Below are 26346 nucleotides of genomic sequence, written 5' to 3' on the forward strand. Positions count from 1 at the left end.
AATGATTGCTCCCGGGCGAAGCGCATCGATGAGCGCGAGCCGCGGGGAACTGCGCACAGAGGAGACGTTTCTCGTGAGTTACGCAGACCTGAGAGGGTTCATCGAGGCGCTCGACAACCAGGGCATGGAAGTCGACCTCGCATGTTTTCCTGTACAGCAGTGGCAAAAAGCGGCACCTGGCGTCGACACGGAAGCTGAAGAGGCGGCGCTGGCGTTCATCGACTGCTCTCCCTGATCGAAGCTCCGTTGCGGAGCATCTTAGGTACAATATATACCTACACTGTGTACCTTTCTAACGCGTTTGGCAAACGCAAATTTCGAGGCGAGGAGCGCAGCGCTCATGACCAATTCAAGGCATACACATGCACTCCAGCAGGGCAGCGCCGGACCCAGTGACCGCCGATCCGAGCGTTTCGTTCCAGCTGCGACCGTTTCGCACCCCGACCTCCTGCGCGATGGTAGCGATTATGAGTTTCGAGATACGATCCATCTGATGACACTCGCGATTGGTCGCCTTCTGATCTGTCGCGATGCGTTTGGAAGACGGGCCAACCTTACGGGGTCGCAGTTCGCTGTTCTTCTCGGCACCGCATATTGTGAGGGCTGCGACGGCGTGACCATAAGGAAGCTTTCAGAACACGTTCATCTAGCCCAGATGCACGTGACGACCGAGGTCGGTCGCCTCGTTCGCATTGGCCTTCTTAAAAAGAAGCCAAGCTCGAACGACCGACGGTCCGTGCAGGTCAGTCTCTCCGACAGCGGTCGCGATGCGGTGGCCCGACTCACCCCCTTCATTCGCACAGCTAACGATTTGCTCTTTGCAGGTGTCACACGATCGGAAATCGACTCGGTCCGCAACTTCTTCGCGAAGGTGGTTTCAAACAGCGAAGGCGCGATCTTCTTCGTCAAGAAGCGGCCCGAAAGCACCTTTCCCTCGCTGGTGCTCGCACCGACGTGATGGGCTTGGCCTAAGAGATGGGTGCTCGTTAAGTCGGGGCGCGCCAGGCGATAGCCGCCGGGCGGCAGTTCCGGCCTTATGCCGTGGTTAGAGCGTCAATGATATATTGATCGCGATATAAATAATGACAATAATTACGAAGAGCCCGATGAGCAAACCGCCAGCGGGCCGGCGGAAGTAAGATATCATCCGAGAATGCAAACCATGGCCGGCATTTGTGGTCATTTCTGTTTCAATACCATCCCTTGTGCCAAAACTTCCCATAAATGAGCCAGAACCAGATACTAGCGTAAGTTCTTGGTTTCTCAAAGCTCGCGAGAACGGCCGTGGTCAGGTTGCGAAAGTCCACGCGTTGCAGATGAACTCGTAGGGTGTCAGACCCTTGAGGGTCTTGAGCTACGGGCAAAGTTGGCTGCCTACGGGAGGAACCGGTCAGAGCAGTGAACCGTGCTGCCCTTTGGCATTGCTCGTTTCGCCTTGCGGCGAGGTGACCCTCAACCTTTTCGCTCCTGCTTGGCTCTGGCAAAGCCCCGATCCGTCGCGATAAATCGCTCAAGCATGGGCACAATCAGGCGAAGGGGATCGGCGGAAGGCTGACCCGCGTCGCGGCCAAGGATCTCAGCATATCTGGACAGATCGCGGTGCAGCGGCGCCGGCAGTTCCACTGTGACCTTGACCGGCTTGTCGTCTGCAATCGGACCGAGTTTCAGCTTGGCCATTTTCAGCCTCCGTAGGGTTCGAGCACGAGATCGCGCGTAACGACGACACGCACATTAACGCCCGGCCGTATCGTCAGCGTCGGTGCGATGTTGAGTTGGCGCTGGACGATTTGCTGGCCCACCTGGCTGAGGCTGTCGGAGGCGCCGCCGCGCAAGGCGCGCACGATGTCACTTTCCTGGCCGGACGAGCCGGCCTCCGCGCCAACGCTGAGGATGGTGGTGAGTGCGGCCGCCTTGAACAGCTCGGCCCAATGGTAGTCGACGCCGTCCTCAAGGCCGGCATAGCCTTGGGCGTCAGTGCCGGGCTGGCGTTCAAGGACAATGGAACGTCCGTTGGGAAAGACCAGCCTGCTCCAGACAAGCAGCACGCGCCGCTGGCCGAAGCCGACCCCATTGTCGTACTGGCCAATGACACGCGTGCCTTGCGGGATCAGCAGCGAGCGACCCGTCGGACTGTCATAGACATTTTCGGTCACCTGCGCGGTGATCTGACCAGGCAGATCGGAACGGATACCGGTGATGAGGGCCGCCGGGATGACGGCCCCTGCCTGGAGCACATAGGGCGATGCCGGCGGCGTGACGCGATCCGGCGTCACGGTGCGCCGATCAGCGGCCGCATTCAGAAAGCCAAGCTGGCGGTCTTGTGTGGTCGACTGGCCGACCTGACCGGCAAGCTCGGGGCCGCCAAGGTTCGCCGGAGAAGTTCCCCCGGGCGGGGTTTCGGCCATCGCGGTTGACTGCCCTGTCTGGAAGAAGACGCGCGAGGTTCGGGCCGCCTCCTCTTCGGCCCGCCGGCGCTGTTCCGCCTCATCGACCATGGGTGTCGCGATCGTTGGCGGCACGACGGGCTGTCCCTTGTTCTGGGCATCAAGCATCGGCCGGCCAAGATCGCCAGGCAGTGGCGGTCCAAGAACAGGGCCGGTATAGTCGCGCGGCAGGCTGGCCAGTCCGTCGGCGGGCTGCCTGTTGGACGTCGAGTAGAGCTCGTCGCCATGCCTGCCGGTTTCGCTCGTCTGAAGCGCGTAGATCAGCGCGCCGCCGACGCCAAGCGATGCACATAAGCTGATGCCGGCGAGCACTTTGCGCGACAGGCGGGTGACACGCGGCGGATCGGCGCGAAGCTGCATCGGCGCAGCCGGTATTTCGTTCTCGTTCACGAGTGCTCCCCTCCCCTTTGACGAAATGCGTTCTTTGCATTCGGCACGGCGTTGGCGCCTGACATCCACAGGCCTCTCCTCGTGGCATCGGTGCGGACGATCCTGACGGTCTGTTGCCGCTTGCCACTGCCAAGCCGCAATTCCCCGGCGCCAAAGAGTCGGTCGACGATCAGGGTGTTCTGGTAGACGCGGCTGTTGGCAATCTCGGCCTCGCCGTCCGGGCCGATGACGAAGATGGGCGGCATCTCGCCTTGCACGATCCCGCGTGGAAACTCGACATAGACCCGCCTGCCGTCGTCATAGACGGTGACGGGTCTCCAGGGGGGCGCGTCGCCGGTGAGACCATAGCGGTAGTTGCGTGCGGTGATGGCGGGAATCACCGGTGTCGCGGGGATCGCCCGCGCTTGTCCGGCCGGCGGCGCCGGATAGGCCCATGACACGGCGGGCATGTACGGCTTCTCGCCCGATCGCAGCTCGATCATGTAGCTGCGCCGGTCGGTGGTGATGACGAGATTGGTGTTGATGTCCGAGCGTGAAGGCTTGACCAGCACGTGGACGCGCCTGGTGACGCCCGCTCCGCTTTCGGTGTCGCCGATGATCCAGCGCGCGGTATCGCCCGCCGCGATCGGACCTTCGCCGGTCAGGCTTTCGCCAGGCTCAAGCGCGATGTCCGTTATCTGTCCTGGAGCGGCATAGACCTGATAAAGGGCTCCTTCACTCCAGGGATAAATCTGAATGGCGTTGTAATAGCCCTCACGACGCGGCTGGACTCGCGCCGCCGCGTTGGCGTTCTCGACGCGCGCCATCGGCGTGCTGCCGGCGACACCGCCGCGGGCCGGGACCCACCCTGGTGGAACGTGCAGCGGCTTTGGCCTTTCATCGAGCCCGGCTGCCGGAGCGGCGGGCAAAGGCGGCACGTAGGCATCATAGGAGATCTGAGGTGGTTTCTGAGGTGTGGCGCAACCGGCAAGTATGGAGCCCGATAACAACACCACGGCAAACGCCGACCTTGTCAAAGCCGGAGTGGCGATGACACACAATGGCAGGTTCATTGGCTCATCTCCCGGGACCAGTTGATGGCGTTGACGTAGATGCCGAGCGGATTGGCCCGAAGACGTTCGGCGTCGTTTGGCATTTGTGTCACGATCGTCAGGATCGCGGTCCAGCGCTCGGTGCCGGAAAGCTGGCCGTTTTCGTAATGGTGCTCGATCCAGGCAACACGAAAGGAGCCCGGTGAGGCCCTGATGACCGAAGAGATATCCACCGCGACCTGCTGCTTGCCGACCCTGGAGAAAGGGTCGTTGGCGCGGGCGTAATCGTTGAGCGCCGCGGCGCCCTGGTCGGTGGTCCAATCATAGGCGCGCAGCCAGTCCTGGCGCAGGATGATCGGATCGGCGGGGATGGAGCGCACCTGTTCGACAAAGCGGGCGAGATGCCACGCTATCTGAGGATCAGTCGGCTTATAATCCGCGATCGCGGGCGCGGTCGCTTGAACCTGGCCCATCTTGTCGACCTGCACGACCCAGGGCACGACAGTGCCGCGGCCCAATTGCCAGACCAGTGACGTGGAAAGGCCTGCCGACAAGATGAGCGACCCGAACGCCATGGCGCGCCAGTTGCGTGCCTGCACGCGAGCAGACCCGATGCGCTCATCCCAGATCTGCTCCGCCTTCTGATACGGGGTTTCCGGTCGAGGAGTCTTGCCGTAGTGAACGTCGGGTCGCCTAAAGATATTCATCTTGTCATTTGCCTTCAGAAAGAGAAATCGAAGCTCCGCCGCCATGGCTGTCGCCGGCGCGTACCGCGTGGGCCGCGGTCTGGGCGCCGTGAGAGAGGCGTTGAGAGCGCTGCAAGCGTCTGGCCCATTCCGGCTGTCCGTGCGTGCCGGATGGCTTGCCCGCGCCGGACGCAGACGCCGCGGCTGACAACGCGGCGCCGCCGATCGTTCCCATGGTGGTCGACGAACCGCCGTGGATTTCAGCCGCCGAACTGGCGCCGGAGGCGAAGCTGGACTTAAACGATTGACCGGTGTTTGCGGCAGCGCGCTTGAGAGGAGAGGAGGCTGCCGCAGCGCCAGCACGCGCAATGCCGCCCAAGCCGGAGGCGATGCCTGCCGCGCCAGCTTGGCCGCCTGCGCCAAGCGTGTAAGCGGCCGAGGCGCCACCAGCGAGTGACGTGCCGCCACGCGCGGCTGACATTGCGCCCGCGAATGCGGCTGTCCCACCTCGCGCCGCCAGGCCGGCTGCGCCATGGCCAGCAACCGCCATGCCGCCCGCGGCAAGGCCGGTGCCGACAGCCGCACCGGCGCCAAGCTGCGGTCCACCCGAGACGAGGCCGTTGGCGATGCCGGGGCCGAAGATGCCGAGGCCAAGCAGCGACAGCGCCGCCAATACGATCGCCATGGCTTGGTCGATGGTGGGGCTCTCACCGCCGAAGCCTTGGGTGAATTCGCCGAAGAGCGTCGATCCGATGCCGATGACGACGGCAAGCACCAGAACCTTGATGCCGGACGAGATGACGTTGCCCAGCACGCGCTCGGCCATGAAGGCAGTCTTGCCGAAGAGGCCGAAGGGGATCAGCACAAAGCCGGCCAGCGTCGCCAGCTTGAACTCGATCAGAGTCACAAAGAGCTGTACCGCCAAGATGAAGAAGGCGAGCAGGACGAGCGCCCAGGCAAAGAGCAGGCAAGCAATCTGGATGAAGTTTTCAAAGAAGGAGACGTAGCCCATCAAACCGGAGATCGCCTCAAGCAAGGGTCGTCCGGCGTCGAGACCGGTTTGCGCCACCCTGCCAGGGTGCAGTAGGTCCTGTGCCGAGAAGCCGGTGCCACTCGCCTTGAGACCAAGACCGGAGAAGCTCTCGAACACGATCTGAGCGAGACCGTTCCAGTTGGATATCAGATAGGCGAAGACACCGACGAAGAGCGTTTTCTTGACGAGCCGCGCAAGAATGTCGTCATCAGCGCCCCAGCTCCAGAAGAGCGCGGCAAGCGTCACGTCGATGACGATCAGCGTGGTGGCGACGAAGGCGACCTCGCCACCGAGGAGGCCGAAACCGCTGTCGATGTAGCGGGTGAAAGTGGCCAGGAATTGGTCGATGACACCTGTATTGCCCATGTCTATTGATCCCAGCGCACGGCAGCATCTGGAGACTGCGAAGCGTCCGGCTCGCCTATCGAACGCCCCGATGGCTCTTTGAGACCGAGGAAGCGATCGCGCTGTTCGGCCCATAGCCGCGCGCATCCATCGTCACGCAGGGCAGCTTCACCGAGGACCTGGCAGCGGCGCAGACCATCGCGAAGCGGGTTCGGCATCAAGCCTGCGGTTGTGTGCGCGCGCTCGCCCGCCGGCTTGGTCTCCTTCCGGCTCGTACCGAGCGCGGCCGCCGTGACGGCGGCCGCGACAAAGATGACAGGCACAATGCGAGCGAGCGTTTTGCCGTCCATGGCCTTCGATCTCAGCGGTTGAACATCTGGGCCGAGCCGGCCTCGTAGCCGGAGCCTGGCGCCAGGAAGCGGCGGCGTTGCTCGCGGCCCTGATCGACCGCGGCGGCACGTTCGGCCTCGCTCAGAGCCTGGGCGCGGCCGTTGGCGGCGACCACAGCGGTCAGGTCCGCGAGCTGCTGGCCCTGGAGCGCAAGCAGCTGATTGCCAGCTTGCGTCGCCTGCAGCGCTCCGGTCGCCGATTGGCTGGCGCCGACCAGCGCCGACATCTGCGCGCGGCCGGTCTCGATGTTTCCAACGACGCCCGCCTGGATGCGCATGGCGTCCTGAAGGCCGCCCACCGTGTTTTGCCAGCGTGAGCGCGCGTCCGTGACGAGCTGCTGGTCGGAAGCAGAGAGTGAGACGCTGCCGTATTGCTGCTGAAAGGCCTTGTCGACCTGCTGGACGTCGAAGGCGATGTTCTGTGCCTGCCCGAGAAGCTGTTGCGTGCGTTGCACCGACTGTTGCAGTTGCTGCAGCGAGGACAAAGGCAGGCTCGCCAGGTTACGCGCCTGGTTGATCAGCATCTGGGCCTGGTTCTGAAGCGAGGTGATCTGGTTTGTGATCTGCTGCAGCGAACGCGCGGCCGTCAGAACATTCTGGGAATAGTTCGATGGATCAAACACGATGAAGGCATACGCTGGCGCAGTCATCATCGGCGGGATGGCGACCGGCGCGGCGAGCATCGCCGCGACCAGAAAGATGGCGCGAGGGCGGCTTTGATGAACATTCATGGTTGCGGATTCTTTTCAGGTTCGGGAAGGGTGAGGTTGGGAATGAGGTCGGCGGCCCAGCCGACGTCACGGGCACGCAGCCAGGCCGCCAGGAAGCCGTGGCGGCCATGCTCGGCAATGATGCTGCCGATCAGGGCCTGATCGCTCTTCGAGGACGCGGCGCAAAGTGCCAGCCCGACCTCGGACAGGCCGAGCTCGAAGAGACGGTTGCCGCGACGGGACTGGCAGTAGTAATCGCGCTTGGGTGTCGCTCGTGCCAGGATTTCGATCTGGCGGTCGTTCAGGCCGAAGCGGCGATAGATGGCGGTAATCTGCGGCTCAACCGCGCGCTCATTGGGCAACAGCAGCCGGGTTGGACAGCTTTCGATGATCGCCGGCGCAATGGCCGAATTGTCGATATCGGCAAGTGACTGGGTGGCGAAGACGACGCTGGCGTTCTTCTTGCGCAGCGTCTTCAGCCACTCGCGCAACTGCCCGGCAAACCCCTCGTCATCGAGGGCAAGCCAGCCTTCGTCGATGATGAGCAGCGTTGGACGCCCGTCGAGCCGATCGCCGATGCGGTGGAACAGATAGGACAGGACAGCCGGCGCGGCTTGCGTGCCCACCAGTCCTTCGATCTCGAAGGCCTGCACGGATGCCTGGCCGAGGTGTTCGGCCTCGGCGTCGAGCAATCGTCCGTGAGCGCCTCCGACACAGTAGGGGCGCAAAGCCTGTTTCAGGTCATTGGCTTGCAAGAGGACACTGAGCCCGGTGATGGTGCGCTCCTCGACGGGAGCCGAGGCAAGCGACGTCAGCGCCGCCCAGATATGCTCCTTTGCGTCCGGGGTGATCTGGATGCCCTCGCGCATCAGGATCGCAACGATCCAGTCAGCCGCCCAGGCGCGCTCATATGTGTCATGAACCCGGGCAAGCGGCTGCAGCGAAACGGAGGCGTCCACGCCTTCGGTGAGGTGCCCTCCGAGATCGTGCCAGTCGCCACCCATGGCGAGCGCCGCGGCGCGGATAGAGCCGCCGAAATCGAAGGCGAATATCTGAGCTTTGCGGTAGCGGCAGAACTGCAGCGCCATCAGCGCCAGCAGCACAGACTTGCCAGCGCCAGTGGGGCCGACGACCAGCGTATGACCGACGTCGCCGACATGAAGAACCAACCGGAACGGGGTCGAGCCTTCGGTCTTGCCGTAAAGCAAGGGAGGACTGACCAGATGCTCGTCCCGTTCCGGTCCCGCCCACACGGCAGACAGCGGCATCATGTGGGCGAGATTGAGCGTTGAGATGGGAGGCTGACGGACGTTGCCGTAGGCGTGCCCGGGCAAGGAACCGAGCCAGGCGTCGACGGCGTTGACGGTCTCGGCAATCGCCGTGAAGTCGCGGCCCTGGATGACCTTCTCGACAAGCCGCAATTTCTCGTCGGCCACGCGCGGGTCGCAATCCCATATGGCGACTGTCGCGGTGACATAGGCCATGCCCGCCATGTCGGCGCCGAGTTCCTGCAACGCCGTGTCGGCGTCGGCCGCCTTGTTGGCGGCATCGGTGTCGAGGAGGGCTGACGCTTCGTTGGTCATCACCTCCTTGAGGATCGAGGCGATGCTCTTGCGCTTCGCAAACCATTGCCGCCTTATCCTGGTCAACAGTCGGACAGCGTCGACCTTGTCGAGCAGGATGGCGCGGGTCGACCAGCGGTAGGGGAAGGCCAGGCGATTGAGGTCATCAAGCAGGCCGGGTGTCGTAGCGGTCGGGAAGCCAACAATCGAAAGCACGCGAAGATGCTTGTCGCCAAGTCGTGGCTCGAGCCCGCCGGCGAGCGGTTCATCGGCCAGCAGTGTATCGAGATAGATCGGCGTCTCGGGAACACGAACCTTATGGCGTTTGGTCGAGATCGTCGAATGCAGGTAGGTGAGCGTTTCGCCGTCATCGAGCCAGTGGCATTCCGGCATGAACCCGTCGAGCAGGGACAGTACGCGCTCCGTCCGGTCGACAAAGGCGCGCACGATCTCGCCCGGATCCGCGTCCGACTGGTCGCGACCCTCATAAAGCCACCCCTCGGCACGTGTGGCGTCTTCGGGCGGTGGCAAAAACAGGAATGTGAGAAAGTAGCTCGATACGAAATGAACCCCCTCCTCGTCAAAATCGGCTTTGCGCTCGGCATCGAGCAGGCTGGAGGCCGCATTGTGAAACTGGCTCTCGGGATAGGAGGCGGCTTCGTGCCGCTGCGCTTCGACAAAGACGCTCCAGCCCGAGCCGAGGCGACGAAGGGCATTGTTGATGCGCGACGCCACCGCAACCAGCTCCGCCGCGACGGCGGAGTCGAGATCAGGGCCGCGAAATCGCGCTGTGCGCTGAAAGCTGCCATCCTTGTTAAGCACGACGCCCGGCGCGACGAGTGCTGCCCAAGGCAGATAGTCGGCAAGGCGAGCAGCGGTCCGGCGGTATTCGGCAAGGCTCATCATGGCGGCGCCCTCAAACCAAAAGATGTCCAGGCAGCCGCAGGTGCCTGCGCCCAACCTCGAAAAACAGCGGATCGCGCCTGGCGGCCCATACCGCCGTGAGATGTCCGATTGCCCAGATGAGGAGACCGACCAGCCACAGCCGCAGCCCAAGGCCGACAGCGCCCGCCAGCGTGCCATTCAGGATCGCGATTGCGCGCGGCGCGCCGCCGAGCAGGATCTGCTCCGTCAGCGCCCGGTGGACGGGCACCGTCCACCCCGGCACCGCGTCGAGTTGTTCAAGAGCGGTTGTCATCAGATCAACGCTCCGCCGCCGAACGAGAAGAACGACAGGAAGAAACTCGACGCCGCAAAGGCGATCGAGAGGCCAAAAACGATCTGGATGAGCCGCCTGAAACCGCCTGAACTGTCGCCGAAGGCCAGCGTCAGGCCGGTGACGATGATGATGATGACGGCCATGATCTTGGAGACCGGTCCTTCGACCGACTGCAGGATCTTTTCGAGTGGCTGTTCCCACGGCATCGAGGAGCCTGACGCATGGGCGCTCGACGCGACCAGGAGATTGACGGCAAGGGCGGTGGCTCCTGCGGCCAGGTGGCCGTGGCAGCGTGCAAGGAGGCGGATCATGAGGTTTCTCCTGGGTTGATCGGTGTGGCTTCAGCAATGCGATAATCGCCGTCGGGGCCAAGACCCTCGACCCGGACGAGCTCGCTCAGCCGTCGCGCGACGCCACGTCCCGACAGGACGGCAACGAGGCCGATCGTGTCGGCGATCAATGCGCGCGGCACGGTGACGACGGCTTCCTGGATAAGCTGCTCAAGGCGGCGCAGGGCGCCGATGCCGGAGCCCGCATGAAGGGTGCCGATACCCCCGGGGTGCCCGGTCCCCCATGCCTTCAAGAGGTCGAGGGCCTCGGCGCCGCGCACCTCGCCGATGGGGATGCGGTCGGGCCGCAAGCGCAACGAGGAGCGCACCAGGTCGGAGAGTGTGGCGACGCCATCCTTGGTGCGCATGGCGACAAGGTTGGGGGCGGCGCATTGCAGTTCGCGGGTGTCCTCGATGATGACGACCCGATCCGTCCCTTTTGCCACTTCGGCGAGCAGCGCGTTGGTCAGGGTCGTCTTGCCGGTCGATGTGCCGCCGGCGACGAGGATGTTCAAGCGCGCGGCAACCGCGGCGCGCAATATCGCGGCCTGACCGTCGGACATGATGCCTGCCGCGACATAGTCATCGAGCGTGAACACGGCCACGGCGGGCTTGCGGATCGCGAAGGCGGGTGCTGCGACGACGGGCGGCAACAGACCTTCGAAACGTTCGCCGGTTTGCGGCAACTCAGCCGACACGCGCGGGGAACGGGAATGAACCTCGGCGCCGACATGATGGGCGACCAGGCGCACAATGCGCTCGCCAGCGGCAGGGGCCAGCGTTTCCCCGGTATCGGCCAAACCGTCGGAAAGCCGATCCACCCAGATCCGGCCATCCGGGTTCAGCATGACCTCGACGATCGCGGGATCGTCGAGAAACCGGGCGATGGCGGGTCCGAGCGCGGTGCGCAGCATACGCGAGCTGCGCGCGCGTCCTTCGGTATCGTTGTGCGAGATGGCCATCCTGTCCCCGTTGCGCCGGGGACATGTCAAGCAGTCCCCGGTCGGGGACGATCAAAACAGCCCTGAAGCGGTCCGATTCAACGGGTTTCAGCCGTCATCGTAGCGTAGCGTGCAATTACCGGCCAACGGCGGCGCCGCTGGCCGCGGCGGTATAATATGAACTTTGTCAATAATAAGTACATCTTTATTGACACGCGACTCCTGCCGGGTTTATGAGGGAACCACCGATGGTCTGCTCCTACAGGCATCGTTCTTTCCACGGCGCGGAGGGTGTCATGAGGTCCGGTCCGGAGGGCGCGATTTCTCGGCGCAAAACCGCCCTCCTCAGGTACGCCGACACTATACTGACATCGTCGCCGCCCGCCTCAACAAAGAATGGTGGCACCCCGTGAGCATGCTCGAGATCTGGCTGGGCATTCTGCAAGGGCTGGGCATCACCGCAGAGGTCACCGCCTATGGCCTGGTCTTTGCGATCCCCTTCGCGCTCGTCTTCGGCGTCGCGCAGTTTTTGACCACCGGCATGACGCGCTTTCTGGTTACCGCCGTGATCGAATTCTGGCGCAGCTCAGCGGTCGTCGTCCTGCTCTTCTTCTTTTATTACGTGCTGCCGGTGATGGGGGTCACTCTGTCGGCGCTGACCGTCAGTGCATTGGTGCTCGGTCTCAACACCGGCGGCTATGCCAGCCAGGCGGTTCGCGCCGGGCTGCAGTCTGTGCCTGCCGGCCAACGCGAGGCCGGCATGGCGCTCGGCCTCCCGCGCCCGGCGATCCTGCTCCTGATCGAGCTGCCGCAGGCCTTGGTCGCGATGAGCCCAACCTTCGTCAACAACCTTATCCAGCTCGTCAAGGCGACTTCCCTCGTCTCGCTGGTCACGCTGACGGACATGACCTTCCGCGCCAAGGAAATCGCGCAGACCGACTACGACCCCGTCGCGATCTATTCGGCGCTGCTGCTGGCCTTCTTCGTCGTCTGTTATCCGATCGCACTTGCCGGCCGCTGGCTCGAGGCGCGGGTCAATCCTGAAAGAGGAACGCCGCGTGGGATTTAACTTCGATTTCGCACTATCGACCGTCCCGACGATCATCGGGGCGATCGGAACGACCCTGCTCGCAACGGTCTTGAGTTGCCTCGGCGCATCAGTGCTTGGCTTCACTTTCGAGATGATCCGCCGCGGGGGCGGTGCGACTGGCCTCGTCGTCCGCTTCCTGATCGACTTCATCCGCTCGACGCCGGTTCTGGCCTGGCTCTATTTCCTGTATTTCGTCCTGCCCTTCTACGGGATCCGGCTTGGCGCCATGACGGTCGGCATACTGGGGCTGAGCCTGTACTACAGCGGCTATCTGGCGGAGGTGTTCAAAGCGGGCATCGACGCGATCCCGAAAGGCCAGCAGGAAGCGGCCAGAGCCTTGTCGCTAACACGCCGCGACACGGTCGTTTTCGTCATCGCGCCGCAGATGTTGCGCAACGTCGCCGCACCGTTGGGCAACTATCTTGTTTCGATCCTCAAGGCGACGCCTTATCTCGCGATCCTGGCCGTGCCCGAAATGCTCGGGCGCGCCTTCGATATCGCGTCCGAGACCTATCGATACGCGGAGCCGCTGACGATTGCCGGCATACTGTTTCTCGCCTTGGCGCTGCTCATTGCGTATGGCGTAAAGCGCATCGAGCAGCGCCTGCTTGCTGCTGGACGCCGCTGATGCTGGCTCAAGCCCCACATCCAGCCCAGCCCGTTCAATCCATCCCTCATGTCCGGATCGACGGCCTCAACAAATGGTTCGGCGCCCTGCAGGTTTTGAAAGACATCGATCTGACGGTTGGAGCGGGCGCACGGATCGTCGTTTGCGGACCGTCCGGTTCCGGCAAGTCGACCTTGATCCGCTGCATCAACGGTCTCGAGCCTTTCCAGAAGGGAACGATTCAGTTCGAAGCAGCAATTCTGGACAAGGATGGCCGCGATGCCAGGAAGGCGCGCCGGCAGACAGGCATGGTATTTCAGAGCTTCAACCTGTTTCCGCACCTCACCGTGCTCGCCAACTGCACGCTGGCGCTGCGCCGGGTTCTCCTGAAACCGGCACGGGAGGCCGAAGAGATCGCCATGCAGCATCTGACAGCGGTGCACATCCCCGAAAAGGCGCAGGCCTACCCGGCCCAGCTCTCGGGCGGTCAACAACAACGGGTGGCGATCGCGCGCGCGCTTTGCCTCAATCCCCGCATCATGCTGTTCGACGAACCCACCTCGGCGCTCGACCCGGAAATGATCAAGGAAGTCCTCGACGTCATGATCGCGCTGGCGGGAAGCGGCATGACCATGGTCTGCGTGACCCATGAGATGGGTTTTGCACGCGAAGTCGCCGATGAGATCGTTTTCATGGACGACGGCCGCATCCTCGAGCATGCCTCGTCCAAAGACTTTTTCTCAGCGGCCGCTCACCCACGCGCCCGGCTGTTCCTGGATACCATCTTGAGCCATTGAGAGCCGACGCGTGTGGACCCCGCGTGCCGGCAATCGGCGCGCAACCGCGCCACATGTCGGAAGTCCCGACCAGGTCACCACTCCGGTGCGAACGCGTAGCCAGCCGAGCGGACCGTCCGGATCACGTCGCTTCCCACGGACGCCCGAAGCCTTTTGCGTAGCCTGGCTATATGAACGTCGACGCCCCGCACGTCGGTTGCGGCGGCATGTTCAGGCCACGCGGTCGCGACCAGTTCCTCGCGGCTGAAGACCTTGCCAGGCTGCGCCAAAAGGCTGCGCAAAAGCTTGAACTCGATCGGTGGCATCACGATTTCTTTTTGCCTGAAGAATGTCCGGTGAGTCTGCCGATCCAGCCGAAAATCGCCCTGCACCAGCTCACCCGAGTCTGTTTCGCGCGATAGCTTCGCAAGGCCTGCTCTGCCATGCAGCCAGGCCAGAAGCTGTTCGGGGGCGAACGGCCGCGAAAATATCTCGTCGACGCCAGCCTTGATCAAGTCGAGATGCAGCTTGCCAGAACGCGGGGCAACCAGGCTCACGACCGGAGTCCCTTTGGTCGCAGCGCCAGACTTCAGCCAGGCGCACTGTTTGACCACTGCACGGTCGCCTGGATGGCAGTCCATGATCACGGCAAGCGGGGATGCCGCCTCGATGGCGCGTGCGATTTCCCGGTCTCCCGTAATCAGTTGAATCTCGAAGCCAGCTACCGACAGTATGTGGCCGAAAACCAGGAAAAAATCCGGGTCCTTCGAGGAGATCAGGACCAGCGGCTTCATGAGTCCATCAACCGAGTTCGATACATCATAAGGCTGACTACCGCGCAAATGGGCGCGATGACAATATACCCTGACGATCGACGCCTCGCGGGCTTTCCGCAAGTGCCTGGTTATGAGCCTAGATGTTGTCGGCAAGTATGACGCCGCTGATGCCGTAAGCGCGGCGCGTCTGTTCAACAGCCTCGGGCGTGACATCGATCAGCAGCGCGATGATATCGCCGTCGGGATGTTCAAGAGCTTCGCCGAGCTCGATCAGCGTCCAGCCAAGCGCGCGCAGCCGTTTTGGCCAGAATGTCTCGCAAACCACGCTGATCTGTCGAATCCCAAGGCTTTGCGCGGTCTCGAGCAGGCCGCAAAGAACAATGCCGGCGATCGGCGACGGGGCGCCTTGTGTGCGAAGCGATGGAACGACGAAGAAACGCGTCCATTCGAAGATTCCAGCTGCTCTCGGAGGCCTGCCGCCGGCGAGACCCGGGAAGACCTCGCTCATGAGATGCGGCTCCAGCGTCGGCAAGAGACGGGAGCCGCCTACGATCTTGCCGTTGGTGTCAAGCGCGAGAACATATAGCGTATGCTCGTTGTCGAAGGCGTCGATCTCGATGTTGATGGGCCGTGCGACGTCGCGCCAACGCCTCTGCTTGACGTAAATCTCGTACCGTATCCGAAAGTAGCGTTCCAGAACTTTCCGGTAGCGCTTCCTGTTATCCCAAGTGACCAGATGCATACGAACCATGACGCCTCCAGGCGGAGGGTCGTAGGAAAATGAACTTGCGGTACGTATGACGGTATTCAGGTATTGCTAAATCTGGATTTCCTGCCGTCGCAGCGCCTTGACGATGGCGTGCGCGACATTGATCGCGTCGAGCTTTGCTCGAATGTTGCGCTGATGGCTTTCAACCGTGTTCCTGGTAACACCGAGGATACAAGCGATATCCTCTGTGGATTTGCCTTGTGCGCTCCACTCCAGGAGTTCGCGCTCGCGCGCCGTCAAGGGCGTGGGCTCATCGCCATCGCCGGGCGTTCCCAGCCCTGAGAGGCTGCGAAAGGTGTGCACGCAAAGCGTTTCGATAAGGGGCATGGCGCTTGGCGGAACGTCCATCCGGTCACTCGCCATCGTGACGACGCCGGGCCCGGCCAATGGGACATGAATCGGGACGCAGATACCTTCTTTCATCCCGAACTCGGCCGCCTCGTCCATCACCAGCTTCGCGCGTGCAACCAGCCTTGCGGACGGCAGCTCGCCCCATCGGAAAGGCTCTGGCGAGTGCCGGCACTGGGCGACACAAGGATCGTGCAAGAAATATTCCTCGGTGACATAGCGACGATGCCATTCAGGAGACCAGCCATCAGCAAGGATCTCACGCTGCCAGTCCGTACCGTGCGGCACAGGCAGTCCGGTGATCAGAAAATTGCGCAATCCGTAGCGCTCCATGGCTAAGCGGAACGCCTGAAGGATTGCATCAGCCGACCGCGCGGTGTCGATCTTCGTGATCGCCGCAAAAAGGTCGATAACAGTCTCGTTCTCCATCGGTAGACCTCAACCACAGTCAGGCCCTACCCCGCGGAACAACCTATGGCTGTCTAGACACCACCTTCAATGGGACAAGCATCGAATGTACACTAAAGGAGTCAATCGCGTATCACAAAGACGAGATAAGTGAAAATCTTACCAGTACTGCATCGAGGACGTGCGGCTTCATCCATTCAACTTTGAAGTCGCCTGCTTCGTCACCCGAATGGCTCGCTTGTTTGCCGGGCTCGCTGAAACCAACTCTTGTGGCTCGACATTCAACGCCTTGGCCAGAATTTCGACTGTATCCAGCGTGGCGTTGCGCCGCCCGGCCTCGACGCTGCTGATATAGGCGCGCGTGCGGCCCGAAACAAAAGACAACTGCTCCTGAGAGAGTTTTCTTTCTCTCCGAAGCCGCTGCACGTTCAGACCAAAAACGGCGCGAAGTTTCATCAAACAACGGATGCTACGGCGCGCACTATGGTGCGACACACTATAGTGCACATTCCGCATTGACAGCCGTGCTCTTGGCTGTTTGAAACAACCAGCGAATTCATCGTTTCCTTGACAAGGAATAGCCATGACGAGCCGGCCGTTTCGCGACCTCGCGCACGACATGTCCGCGCAGTCCTCAGGCGAGATTAGCCGTCCCGGGATGGACAAGAGCCGGGTCCTGGAACTCGTTTGCATCCGATGCGGCGCTTCCTACCCCGCCGAAGTCACCATCGACTCCAGGGGATGCGCGCGCTGCCAAGACACCGCGCCGGCAAATCTTGCGCCCGTCTATGCCACTCCGCAGCCTCACCCTTTAACCGGCGCCACCAGCTCGCGCTCGCTGTGGCGTTTTGCGCATATGCTGCCTTGCACAGAAGCCGAGGCGGTGAGCCTCGGCGAGGGTCTGACACCTTTGCTTGCCACGCCGCGCATCGGCGCGTTTCTCGGCGTGCCGGATCTTGCAATCAAGGATGAAGGCAGAAATCCGACCTGGTCGCACAAGGACCGCTTCTCGACCATCGCGGTCAGCGTGGCGCGCGCACGTGGTTCTAAAGTCGTCGCCACCGCCTCGTCGGGGAACGCCGGCGCTTCGCTGGCGGCCTACGCTGCCCGAGCCGGGCTCAAATGCGTCGTCACCACTTTCGCGGGATCGGCCGGCGCGATGTTGGCGCAGATCCGCAAATATGGTGCGACGGTCCTGCCCTTGGTCAGCAAAATGGACCGATGGTCGCTGCTTGAACAGGCAGCGGCCCGTTACGACTGGTTCATCGCATCGCCCTATCACGGTCCGGTCGTCGGCAGCCATCCACTCGGCATCGAGGGCTATAAGACGATCGCCTATGAGATCGTCGAGCAATCGGACGGCACGGCGCCAGACTGGTGCGTCCTGCCCGTCTGCTACGGCGATGCCTTGTCCGGTGTGTGGGCTGGCTTTTGCGAGCTGTTCGCGCAAGGGTCGATCACGCGCCTGCCTCGTCTCGTCGCGGCGGAGGTGCATGGGTCGCTGGCGGACGCTCTGGCCAGCGGCGCCGATGCGTTGAGTGAACGCAAGATGCTTTTCGACAGCCTTGCCGTATCGATCGGCACGCCGCGCAGCACCTTTCAGGCGCTGAAGGCGCTGCGAGAATCCGGCGGACACGCCGTCCCCGTCAGCAATCACGGCCTGATTGCGATGCAGGAGCGCCTTGCGCGGGACGAAGGTATCTTTGCCGAACTGGCGTCGGTCACGCCGCTGATGGCGATATCGACGTTAAAGGACCAAGGTGTCATCGCAGCCACAGACCGCGTCGTGGCCGTCGTGACAGCCAGCGGCCTCAAGGACCTCGATCGGTCCACCGGATCGAACGAACACGATCACGTGTTCCAGACGACGGACGATGCCTGGCGCTGGCTCGACAAAAACGGGCCGGATTTCGTTTCATAGATTTTCCGGGGCGCCAATCGCCGATGGCACCTCGCTTGGCGCCTGCGTTTTCAGCACGTCGTCGAGGCTGCGACGAAGCCAGAGAAAGCGCGTCCATTGCGATTCCGCAGCCGGCGCGATGGTCGTCAGCGTCCTTGGCTGGGCCAGTTCCTTGCAGGGCCAGCCAGGCAGAACCGCAAGCCAGTCGTCATTGTAGACGGTCTCGGCATGGCGATGGCCTTCGTCAGGCATGATGACCGCCACTTGCGCATCCGAAAGTGTCGTTGCAACCCATTGCGCCACCAACGCGGCGGCGCCGCTGGTCGGCCCCATGAAGAGGCCGTGCTCGCGCAGCAAACGATGCGCGGTCCTGTACGCCGGATAGGCGCCAACCCAATGGATCTCGTCGACAAGTTCATGCCTGACATTCTTCGGCAAAACGCTGTTGCCCAGGCCCCGCAGCATGCGTTTGCCGACGGGCTGTCCAAACAGGATGCTGCGATGGGTATCGACGGCAAACACCGTCAGATGCGGAAAGACCGTTCGCAAAAAGGACGCGGTGCCGCAGAGCGAGCCGCCCGTACCGACGCAGCCGACCAGGCAGTCGACCTTGCCCATCGCCCGGATGAAGAGTTCGGCCAGCCGCGCATAGGCAAGCCAGTTGCCCGGACTGTCGTATTGGCGTGTCCAGAAGCCGTCCGGCTCGTTGGCCAGGATTTCCTGGAGGCGCTCCAGCCGGCCTGGCTGATTGCCGTCGCCGCGCGGATCGTCAAGGGCGATAACCGTGGCGCCGATGCGTTCCAGGCGGGCTTTGTATTTGGCATCGATCAGCGTTGAAGCGGTGACGAGCGTAAGGCGATAGTCACGCGCCGCCGCCAGCAGCGCCACCGCCATGCCAAATGTGCCCGACGTGGTCTCGACAATGTGGGAGCCTGCCTTCAGTTCCCTATTAGACGCTGCCCGATCCAGAATGTAGCGGGCCGGCATCAGTTTCATCAGCGGGAACGCAGCGGCGACGAGATTTGGTGCCAGGCGCGCAAGGCGCGGGGTCTCAAGGTCCCTGAAATAGTCCACGTCGAGGCTTACCATGTCCAACCCTCCGCATTGACGTGATGGACTTCAACGTCCTTAAAGCCGGCACGCCTTATCTGCTGCGCGACCAAGGCCGCCCGACGCTTGAGATTGGGTGTGAACAGATCGAAAATCAGACCAAACAGCGAGCCGCTATGGGCGACTTGCACGCCGCAGGCCCCGGTTCTCCTGGCAATTTCGGCGATCTCGTCTAACCCCTGTTTCGGCAGGTGCCGTTGACTGATCACGGCGCTTGCCGATGCGGCGCGTCCGAGAAGATTGGGATCCTGAAGACGAACCGCCCGTGCCACCATCGCCCGAAGCACGCCGAATTCCTGGATTTCGGCACTGTCGTAGCGCGCCGGTGGCAGCTGCAATGTGTCGACCGGGACCCCGTCATTTGCCTTGAAGCCGACCAGAAGCAGCGGCGGCAGGGAGCCGCCGAAATTCTCGATCACCGTGCCTTCTCGTTGCGCGAACAGCACCGCGTGGTCGTCGAAGGCGATGGCGTCGCTGGCGCGCTCAGCGGCAACAGCGAGACGACCGATGCTCGACGGCCGCAGGTGGATATTGAGCGCTGCGGCGACTGCGCGAATGGAAGCGACGACGTCCGCAGTCGATGAGCCGTAGCCGTGCCCCACAGGGATCGAGCTTTGGAGCGTCAGCACGCCACCGCCGTCGACCTTCAGGAATTCGAGCGTGAGCCGCGCGGCGGTCGCCGCCTTGACCTTGTGATCGGGGTGGACAACGATCGCATCGCCGTCGCTCCTGGCAAAGCTCGCCTCCGATCTCAACCCGGCAAGCGGCAGCGTGACGAGCCCGCGATGCAGGCGCCCGCCATCATCCTTGAAGACGCCCTGGATGAGTTCGCCGTGATGCGCAATCGCCGCTGCCGTACCCACCGTCGACCGCAAAGTTTCATGCCTCGTAAGATCGCCGGTCCCAGCCATTTCTCCTCCCCCACGCGTTCTCGAAGCGCGGGAGGATGGCGCCGACAGCTGGTACCTGCCCTCAAGGAATTCCGGTATTGACAGCGTCCTATCGAGCGAGCCGGGATGCGATGCGTGATGGGTTCGTCAGGCGGCGGAGCCCAGGTGCCGAAGCGGCCGGCCTGCCGAAACCGATTGCACTGCTGCCATGATCCCTTGCGCATCGATCCCGTAGTGCCGGTAGAGATCCGCGATCGTGCCGGTCTGGCCAAAATGCTCGACGCCGAGGGCGCGCGTGCGGTGGCCATAAACCGACCCCAGCCAGGCCAGCGTCGCGGGATGCCCGTCCAACACCGTCACGATGGCGCAGGAGGCCGGAAGACCGGCCAGCAGGCGCTCAACATGACTGGTGGCACCCGGATTGCCATACTGGCGCGCCCGGCTCGCGGCTGACCAGCCAGCGTTCAATCGATCTGCCGAGGTCACGGCCAGAAGCCCGACATCGCGCCGGTCGCCGGCCATCAGCCCCAGTGCCTGCACCGCCTCCGGCGCGACCGCCCCCGAAAAGGCGATGACCACGTCGGCGTTCGGCCCTGGTTTGCGCAGCCAGTAGGCGCCATCCACGATGTCGCGCGCGGGCGGTCCCTTGGCCTGGCGCGTCGGTTGCTCGATCGACCGCGTCGAGAGCCTGAGGTAGACCGAACCTCCAGTCTGATCGCGCAGCCAGCTATGGTCGTCGGGCTCGGCCTCGCCGGAACGCTGCATATAGTCGAATGCCCAACGCAGGATGACGGCCAGCTCATCGACATAGGCCGGCTCGAACGTCGCCAGCCCATCCTGCGCCATGCCGATCAGCGGCGTGGCGATCGACTGATGCGCGCCTCCCTCGGGCGCCAGCGTCACACCGGAAGGCGTCGCCGCCAGGATAAAGCGTGCATCCTGATAGCAGGCATAGTTGAGCGCATCGAGGCCACGCTCGATGAACGGATCGTAGAGGGTTCCGACTGGAAGCAGACGTTGGCCGTTGAGCGAGTGCGACAGACCCAGCGCCGAAAGCATCGTGAAAAGGTTCATCTCGGAGATGCCAAGTTCGATGTGCTGTCCCGACGGCGAGAATGTCCAGTTGAAGGTGGAGGGTATGCGCTCCTCTCGGAAAATGTCTGCCCGACCAGCGCGCGCGAACAGACCGCGCTTGTTCACCCAGGCGCCAAGATTGGTCGAGACCGTGACGTCGGGAGACGTGGTGACGACACGCTTGGCAAAATCGCTGTTTGATTTTGCGATCTCGTGCATCAAAAGGCCGAAACCTTGTTGTGTCGACATCGAGACCTGTGCGCTCCAAGGTATCTGTGCCGGCACGGGTACGGCTGGGGCTTTATGGCGACGGGTGGCTGCCTGGGCGAAAGGCGACGACGCCAGATAGGACCGGATCGCGGCCTCATCGTATGCAAGGCCCTCGAACATCTCCCATTCACGCCCCTGGCCGACACCCATGCCTTGCCGCAGCGCGTCGACTTGCGCCGGTGTCATCAATCCGGCGTGATTGTCCTTGTGGCCGGCGAGCGGCAGGCCGAAGCCCTTGATCGTGTAGGCGATGAAGCACGTCGGACGATCATGCCCGCGCGCTGCCTCAAAGGCATCGACGATGCTTGCCAGATCATGGCCGCCGAGATTTGCCATCAAGGCGGCAAGGTCTTCGTCGCTGCGCTTCTCGATCAGGCGGGTGACCGGTCCCTGATCACCAAGGTCGTCCAGAAGGCGCCGGCGCCATGCGCCGCAGCCCTGGAAGGTCAGCGCGGAATAGAGCTGATTGGGGCATGCATCGATCCAGGACCGCAGCTTTTCGCCGCCCTCTTCCTCGAAGGCCGCCTGTTGCAATGTCCCATGTTTCAGGATCACCACATCCCAGCCGAAGTTGCGAAAGATGGACTCGAAGCGCTGCCACAGGCCTTCGCGCACCACCGCATCAAGGCTTTGCCTGTTGTAGTCGACGACCCACCAAGTGTTGCGCAGGCCGTGCTTCCAGCCTTCGAGAAGAGCCTCGAAGATATTGCCTTCATCCATTTCGGCGTCGCCGAGAAGGGCGATCATCCGGCCTTCCGGCTGGTCCGCATTCCAGCCTTTTGCGCTGACATAATCCTGGACCAGGGAGGAGAACAGGGTCTGCGCCACGCCCAGTCCGACCGACCCGGTCGAGAAATCGACATCGTCGATATCCTTGGTTCGTGACGGGTAGGACTGCGCGCCGCGATAGCCGCGAAAATTCTGCAGCTGCTCGAGCGTCTGCCTGCCGAACAGATACTGGATGGCATGGAAAACCGGGCTGGCATGCGGCTTAACGGCAACGCGGTCTTCAGGCCTGAGGATCTGGAAGTAGAGCGCCGTCATCAAGGTCGAGGCGGACGCCGAGGACGCCTGATGTCCGCCGACCTTGAGGCCGTCCTCCGACCCGCGAACATGATTGGCATGATGGATCATCCAAACAGCCAGCCACAGAACCTTGCGTTCAAGTTCGGAAAGGATCGTCATCGTCGGCTCCCGTGAAATCGGCTCAACGATAGCAGCCAACGACTCTCAAAAGTGGCTATTCTTATGTAATCCTATCGATGATATTGGCTGATCCAGCCAACAATGACGCCCAGACGAGGGAAACGTGCCAAATCCGACGCTCGATGCAATCGACCTTAAAATCATCGCCGCGCTGCAGAAGAACGCAAAGGCGACAACGAACGACCTCGCTGAAGCCGTCGGTCTTTCGCCTTCACCTTGCGCCCGGCGCGTGAGGCTCCTGGAGAGCGCCGGCGTCATCAAAGGTTATACCGTGATCCTCGACCAGAAGAAGCTCGGCCTGCCGATCAGCGCTTTCGCGTCGATCAAGCTTGAACGGCAACGCGAGGACGATCTCGACCGCTTCTCCCAGGCGGTGCTGCGCTGGCCGGAGGTGGTCGACTGCTATCTGATGACCGGCCAGCGGGATTACCTGATGCGCATCGTGGTGCGCGACCTTGAGGCCTATGAGCGGTTCATCAAGGACAAGCTGACGCGGCTGGACAACATCGCTTCGATCGAAAGCAGCTTCGCGCTTGGCCAGGTCAAGCGCTCGGAAGTGCTGCCTATCTAACCGATCGGGTAGTCTGCGACGGTCAGGTTGTCGGTACGGCACTCACATTGTGCTCGACGAAAGCAAGCTCATATTCTTTGACAGAAAGTCCCTTAGGGCCATCGCGACCTCACTGTGATGGGATGGGGCGGCCTGTTCGGGTCGATATGATATTTGTTCCGAAAGGCAAATGTGAACCGATGCCGGTAAGCTCGATGTCGCGAATCCCTGTTGCCATCATGAACGTAAGCTTTGTAGCCGCCTCCCGCAAACCCGGTTTTTCATGGTGACGCCGGCAGCGATATATCCATATATCTCATTGATATTTAAGATTTTTTCGGCTATTTCGTGTCAAAAACTTGCAATAAAACCCCATCAAAAACTTGCCTTTGCACAGCACAATTGACTTGCAATAACACAGCTCTATATACTTGCGTTTGAACGGCACAAGAAACTTGCAAGGGCACAGCCATGGCTAAGCCTCACGAAAAACTCGCGGAATCCCTCGCCACCCTTCAAGGCCTGCAGGCAGGAGGGCGCCGCATTTTCAAATCTCAAGAGATCACCCGGGTCCATCGTGAGCGCATACTCCAAAACGGATTCCTCCGTGAGGTGATCAAAGGGTGGTTGATGTCCACCGGACCACAAGCGCAGGAGCAAGACACGACGCCTTGGTATGCCAGCTTCTGGGAGTTTTGCGCGATGTATTGCAACGAGCGTTTCGGGAAGGCGTGGTACCTTTCTCCCGAGCAATCATTGCTCCTGCACGCAGAGGCTACTGCGATCCCACCGCAGGTGGTGATCAGCAGCCCTTACGGAGGCAACAATAAAATCGGCCTGCTGTTTGGCACATCGCTATACGACCTCAAAATCAAGGATATGCCTGAAAACCTGACGGAGAAGAACGGATTGCGCCTGTTTCCGGTCAACGCCGCCCTCGTCCGTGTGCCCGAGGCATTTTTCCAGCGTTACCCAATCGAAGCCCAGGTTGCTATGGCTTCATTACGCAGTGTTTCAGGCGTGCTAGGGCTTTTGCTCGATGGAGGCCATTCGTCTATCGCCGGGCGGCTTGCCGGCGCGTTTCGGCGCATAGGGCGCGATGCCTTCTCTGACGAGATCGTCGGCGCGTTCAAGGCTGCAAGCTATGACATTCGAGAGTCCGATCCTTTCGACGGGCAGGTCGGCGTTACTGCCATCACGTCAGGCGCGCCGCCGATCGTGACAAGGCTCCACGCCATCTGGGAATCACAGCGCGATGCGGTGGCCGAAATTTTCCCGAAAGCACCCGGGCCGCCGTCCGACAAGGATAGCTACATGAAATTCGTGGAAGATATTTATGAGAGCGATGCCTATCATTCGTTGTCGATCGAAGGCTACAGCGTTACGCCAGAACTGATCGACCGCGTGCGCGATGGCGGCTGGAATCCAGAGATCGATGAAGCAGATCGAAAGAACCGCGATGCGCTGGCCGCCCGCGGCTACTATCAGGCGTTCCAAAAGGTCAAGGATGCGGTTGCCGCGATTATCGACGGCGCACCCGCAGGTAACCTGACAAGGGATGCGCATAGGGAATGGTATAGGGAGCTCTTCGCGCCCTCAGTGAGTGCAGGCATATTGAAAGCGAGCGCGCTCGCCGGTTATCGAAACCACCATGTGTATCTCAAGGGGTCATCTCACGTACCGCCGCGTGTGGAGGCGGTACTCGACGGCATGGATGCGCTATTCGATCTACTGGAAGCCGAAGCAGACCCGGCCGTTCGCGCTGTTCTGGGGCATTGGCTTCTCGGCTATGTTCACCCTTATCCTGACGGAAACGGACGCGTGGCCCGCTTTCTGATGAATGCCATGCTGGCATCAGGCGGCTATCCCTGGACAGTGGTGAGAGTGGAGGACCGGAAGGCATACCTCGCTGGGCTTGAACAGGCTAGCGTTGGGATGAATGTAAAGCCTTTCGCCGAATTCCTGGCGAAACGGGTCAAATGGTCCTCAGAGGAAGCTGGCAGATGACAAACAAGAAGACGATAAACCCTACATTCCCATCAGTCTGATACTCGCGGGTCGAATCGAGGCGATTCTTTGAAGCCACATAGGCGCTTCTGCGCCAGGGATGGTGCGGCGCGTATTTCGGCCGCATGCATTTGCGGCCCATCAAGGGAGCGATTGCTTCCTCAGGCGCCTCAACTGCCGTCAGCCGATCCTCGAAAGTGTGCCGCAGGCTGTAGAGTTTATGCTCCGATGTCGGCAGCAGTTCCATGTTGGTGAGCACCTTGTTGAAAAGTGCCGAAGGGCGAGGCTGCCTTGTCACGATTGCGCGGGAGCCCTTTGGAGGGAGTTTCGTCGCCTCCAGGGTTGGCAACGGCCACCCTGGAGGAAATACGCAACAGGCCGCGTAGATCAAGGCCGCGAATTCCACCATCAACCCAATCGCAACTCACGAACAAATGGATTCCCTCCACGAGCGAGAGCCTCTCATTGCCGAATTCGCAATATTTCGTACATATTTTATACATCTATATTGACGGACTGCCATCTTCAAACGTAGCGTCGCGCGGCTGAGGCGGAACGCCTGCACGCAACAACTCAATCTCACGGGAGGACTGCACCGATGAAATTTCGAGCCCGATCGGCCGCCATTGGCCTGGCCTGCATCGCCTATGCCGCGATTGTCGGATCCGTGTTGCCGGCAATGGCGGAGACGACAAAAGAACGCGTGTTGAAGGAAGGCAGGATCGTCATCGGCATCCATAACCGTGCGCCATGGGGCTACAAGAAGGAGGGAACCGGCGAATTGCTCGGCTGGCACCCGGACCTGCTGAGAGCTGCGTTCGCCGATCTCGGCGTCAAGCAGGTCGACTTCGAGGTCACAGAGTTCGGCGCCTTGATCCCGGGCCTGATGGCCGGGCGTTTCGATGCCGTCGCGTCCGGTCTGTCGATAACGCCACCGCGATGCCAGCAAGTCGCCTTCGGCGCTCCCGACCTGAGGTCCGACGACGCGGCGATCGTGCTCACCGGCAACCCCAAGGCGATCCACAGCTATTCGGACCTTGCCAAGAAATCCGAGGTGATCATGGGCGGCGGCCGCGGCAGCAATGTCATCACGAATGCCATCGCCGAGGGCGTGCCGCAGGACCGCATCCTGCAGTTCCCCGACATCGAGACCAACATCGCCGCACTGCGCGCCGGCCGCATCGATGCCGCCGTGTTCTCTTCCCCGACGGTGATCGGGCTGCTGGCCGGCAACAAGAGCCCCGATCTCGAGCGCGCCAGCCCTTTCACGACGAGTGAGAAGTCGATCAGCTATATCGCGATCGCGTTCAGGAAGGACGATGGCGATCTCCGCGATCTCTACAATCAGGGTCTGGCGAAAGTCATGTCGAGCGGCACCATCGCCACCATCATGGCAAAGTATGGATTTGGCCCCACCGAAGACGTGCCGCCGGGATTGACGACGTCGCAACTGTGCGGCGCCACCAACTGACCCGCACTCGCCGGC

At 62.0% G+C, this 26346-nt stretch carries 28 protein-coding genes; 9 read left to right on the forward strand and 19 right to left on the reverse strand.

Annotated elements, in window-relative coordinates; genetic code table 11:
* Window positions 1-235 (forward strand): hypothetical protein (locus tag EN850_RS36510; protein WP_210235462.1); only part of this gene is annotated, 235 nt, incomplete at its 5' end.
* A gap of 105 nt (window positions 236-340) precedes the next feature.
* Window positions 341-958, forward strand: coding sequence for a MarR family transcriptional regulator (locus EN850_RS28560; RefSeq protein ID WP_135932939.1), 618 nt, complete (start codon window positions 341-343; stop codon window positions 956-958).
* Window positions 959-1452: 494 nt separating this feature from the next.
* Here the strand turns inward: EN850_RS28560 and EN850_RS28565 are convergent, their stop codons facing one another.
* From EN850_RS28565 to trbB, 11 genes are read right to left on the reverse strand one after another with little or no spacing between them, the layout of a single operon-like run.
* Window positions 1453-1677 carry a DUF2274 domain-containing protein gene (locus tag EN850_RS28565; protein ID WP_135880872.1) on the reverse strand — a complete coding sequence of 75 codons (225 nt, stop codon included), beginning with the start codon at window positions 1675-1677 and terminating at the stop codon, window positions 1453-1455.
* A 2-nt stretch (window positions 1678-1679) separates the two neighbouring features.
* Window positions 1680-2804, reverse strand: a complete 1125-nt coding sequence (locus EN850_RS28570) for a TrbI/VirB10 family protein (RefSeq protein WP_135917500.1) — start codon at window positions 2802-2804, stop codon at window positions 1680-1682.
* A gap of 26 nt (window positions 2805-2830) precedes the next feature.
* Window positions 2831-3886: a P-type conjugative transfer protein TrbG gene (trbG, locus tag EN850_RS28575; protein WP_135932940.1), complete on the reverse strand. Its 1056-nt coding sequence runs from the start codon at window positions 3884-3886 to the stop codon at window positions 2831-2833.
* Complete coding sequence (gene trbF / locus EN850_RS28580) at window positions 3883-4572, reverse strand: conjugal transfer protein TrbF (RefSeq protein WP_135881149.1); 690 nt, start codon at window positions 4570-4572, stop codon at window positions 3883-3885. The genes trbG and trbF overlap by 4 nt, the downstream gene beginning before the upstream one ends.
* 4 nt (window positions 4573-4576) lie before the next feature.
* Window positions 4577-5950 carry a P-type conjugative transfer protein TrbL gene (trbL, locus tag EN850_RS28585; RefSeq protein WP_135932941.1) on the reverse strand — a complete coding sequence of 458 codons (1374 nt, stop codon included), beginning with the start codon at window positions 5948-5950 and terminating at the stop codon, window positions 4577-4579.
* Between the two features lie 2 nt (window positions 5951-5952).
* Window positions 5953-6279, reverse strand: coding sequence for a putative entry exclusion protein TrbK-alt (gene trbK-alt, locus EN850_RS28590; RefSeq protein WP_135932942.1), 327 nt, complete (start codon window positions 6277-6279; stop codon window positions 5953-5955).
* Between the two features lie 11 nt (window positions 6280-6290).
* Window positions 6291-7049, reverse strand: coding sequence for a P-type conjugative transfer protein TrbJ (trbJ, locus tag EN850_RS28595; protein ID WP_135932943.1), 759 nt, complete (start codon window positions 7047-7049; stop codon window positions 6291-6293).
* Window positions 7046-9496 carry a conjugal transfer protein TrbE gene (trbE, locus tag EN850_RS28600; protein ID WP_135932944.1) on the reverse strand — a complete coding sequence of 817 codons (2451 nt, stop codon included), beginning with the start codon at window positions 9494-9496 and terminating at the stop codon, window positions 7046-7048. Before trbE ends, trbJ begins: the two co-directional genes overlap by 4 nt.
* Window positions 9497-9506: 10 nt before the next feature.
* Entirely contained in the window at window positions 9507-9788 is a 282-nt protein-coding gene (locus tag EN850_RS28605) for a VirB3 family type IV secretion system protein (RefSeq protein WP_135880879.1), read from the reverse strand.
* Complete coding sequence (locus EN850_RS28610; RefSeq protein WP_135932945.1) at window positions 9788-10120, reverse strand: TrbC/VirB2 family protein; 333 nt, start codon at window positions 10118-10120, stop codon at window positions 9788-9790. Before EN850_RS28610 ends, EN850_RS28605 begins: the two co-directional genes overlap by 1 nt.
* Window positions 10117-11100: a P-type conjugative transfer ATPase TrbB gene (gene trbB, locus EN850_RS28615; RefSeq protein ID WP_135932946.1), complete on the reverse strand. Its 984-nt coding sequence runs from the start codon at window positions 11098-11100 to the stop codon at window positions 10117-10119. Before trbB ends, EN850_RS28610 begins: the two co-directional genes overlap by 4 nt.
* Before the next feature lie 187 nt (window positions 11101-11287).
* Here trbB and EN850_RS28620 point away from each other — a divergent pair, with 187 nt between their 5' ends.
* The 3 genes from EN850_RS28620 to EN850_RS28630 are packed head-to-tail and all read left to right on the forward strand — an operon-like array spanning window position 11288 to window position 13573.
* Window positions 11288-12148 (forward strand): amino acid ABC transporter permease, encoded by an 861-nt coding sequence (locus tag EN850_RS28620; protein WP_245521033.1) that lies wholly within the window; start codon window positions 11288-11290, stop codon window positions 12146-12148.
* Window positions 12138-12797: an ectoine/hydroxyectoine ABC transporter permease subunit EhuD gene (ehuD, locus tag EN850_RS28625; protein ID WP_136092744.1), complete on the forward strand. Its 660-nt coding sequence runs from the start codon at window positions 12138-12140 to the stop codon at window positions 12795-12797. The genes EN850_RS28620 and ehuD overlap by 11 nt, the downstream gene beginning before the upstream one ends.
* Window positions 12797-13573, forward strand: a complete 777-nt coding sequence (locus EN850_RS28630) for an amino acid ABC transporter ATP-binding protein (protein WP_135932948.1) — start codon at window positions 12797-12799, stop codon at window positions 13571-13573. The genes ehuD and EN850_RS28630 overlap by 1 nt, the downstream gene beginning before the upstream one ends.
* Before the next feature lie 74 nt (window positions 13574-13647).
* Here the strand turns inward: EN850_RS28630 and EN850_RS28635 are convergent, their stop codons facing one another.
* From EN850_RS28635 to EN850_RS28650, 4 genes are all read right to left on the reverse strand, one after another.
* Window positions 13648-14346: a response regulator transcription factor gene (locus EN850_RS28635; RefSeq protein ID WP_135932949.1), complete on the reverse strand. Its 699-nt coding sequence runs from the start codon at window positions 14344-14346 to the stop codon at window positions 13648-13650.
* A 118-nt stretch (window positions 14347-14464) separates the two neighbouring features.
* Window positions 14465-15079, reverse strand: coding sequence for an acyl-homoserine-lactone synthase (locus EN850_RS28640; protein WP_135880885.1), 615 nt, complete (start codon window positions 15077-15079; stop codon window positions 14465-14467).
* Window positions 15080-15145: 66 nt separating this feature from the next.
* Window positions 15146-15874, reverse strand: coding sequence for a LuxR family transcriptional regulator (locus EN850_RS28645; protein WP_136092740.1), 729 nt, complete (start codon window positions 15872-15874; stop codon window positions 15146-15148).
* 168 nt (window positions 15875-16042) lie between these two features.
* On the reverse strand, window positions 16043-16309 hold the full coding sequence (locus EN850_RS28650) for a helix-turn-helix transcriptional regulator (RefSeq protein WP_135932950.1): 267 nt from the start codon (window positions 16307-16309) through the stop codon (window positions 16043-16045).
* Window positions 16310-16511: 202 nt separating this feature from the next.
* On the opposite strand from EN850_RS28650, the gene EN850_RS28655 reads away from it, so the two are divergent.
* The gene (locus EN850_RS28655) at window positions 16512-17774 is read left to right on the forward strand and encodes a threonine synthase (protein ID WP_135932966.1); all 1263 of its coding nucleotides are present in this window, start codon (window positions 16512-16514) and stop codon (window positions 17772-17774) included.
* Here the strand turns inward: EN850_RS28655 and EN850_RS28660 are convergent.
* The 3 genes from EN850_RS28660 to EN850_RS28670 all read right to left on the reverse strand — a co-directional run bounded on the left by EN850_RS28660 (window position 17769) and on the right by EN850_RS28670 (window position 22282).
* A complete protein-coding gene (locus EN850_RS28660; RefSeq protein WP_135932951.1) occupies window positions 17769-18842 on the reverse strand; it encodes a PLP-dependent cysteine synthase family protein in 1074 nt (357 codons plus the stop codon). The two genes, EN850_RS28655 and EN850_RS28660, sit on opposite strands and share 6 nt — an antisense overlap.
* Complete coding sequence (locus tag EN850_RS28665) at window positions 18836-19726, reverse strand: kinase (protein WP_246689292.1); 891 nt, start codon at window positions 19724-19726, stop codon at window positions 18836-18838. The genes EN850_RS28660 and EN850_RS28665 overlap by 7 nt, the downstream gene beginning before the upstream one ends.
* Before the next feature lie 174 nt (window positions 19727-19900).
* Window positions 19901-22282, reverse strand: a complete 2382-nt coding sequence (locus tag EN850_RS28670; protein ID WP_135932952.1) for a transketolase — start codon at window positions 22280-22282, stop codon at window positions 19901-19903.
* Between the two features lie 124 nt (window positions 22283-22406).
* On the opposite strand from EN850_RS28670, the gene EN850_RS28675 reads away from it, so the two are divergent.
* Both EN850_RS28675 and EN850_RS28680 read left to right on the forward strand, forming a co-directional pair.
* A complete protein-coding gene (locus EN850_RS28675) occupies window positions 22407-22874 on the forward strand; it encodes an Lrp/AsnC family transcriptional regulator (protein ID WP_135880891.1) in 468 nt (155 codons plus the stop codon).
* 450 nt (window positions 22875-23324) lie between these two features.
* Window positions 23325-24860, forward strand: coding sequence for a Fic family protein (locus tag EN850_RS28680; protein WP_135932953.1), 1536 nt, complete (start codon window positions 23325-23327; stop codon window positions 24858-24860).
* Here EN850_RS28680 and EN850_RS36855 read toward each other — a convergent pair.
* On the reverse strand, window positions 24829-25269 hold the full coding sequence (locus EN850_RS36855) for a hypothetical protein (RefSeq protein WP_135932954.1): 441 nt from the start codon (window positions 25267-25269) through the stop codon (window positions 24829-24831). The two genes, EN850_RS28680 and EN850_RS36855, sit on opposite strands and share 32 nt — an antisense overlap.
* Window positions 25270-25458: 189 nt before the next feature.
* Here EN850_RS36855 and ehuB point away from each other — a divergent pair, with 189 nt between their 5' ends.
* The gene (ehuB, locus tag EN850_RS28690; protein ID WP_135932955.1) at window positions 25459-26331 is read left to right on the forward strand and encodes an ectoine/hydroxyectoine ABC transporter substrate-binding protein EhuB; all 873 of its coding nucleotides are present in this window, start codon (window positions 25459-25461) and stop codon (window positions 26329-26331) included.
* Window positions 26332-26346 lie beyond the last annotated feature (15 nt).

The organism is Mesorhizobium sp. M8A.F.Ca.ET.207.01.1.1 (assembly GCF_004794715.1).
Classification (GTDB): domain Bacteria; phylum Pseudomonadota; class Alphaproteobacteria; order Rhizobiales; family Rhizobiaceae; genus Mesorhizobium.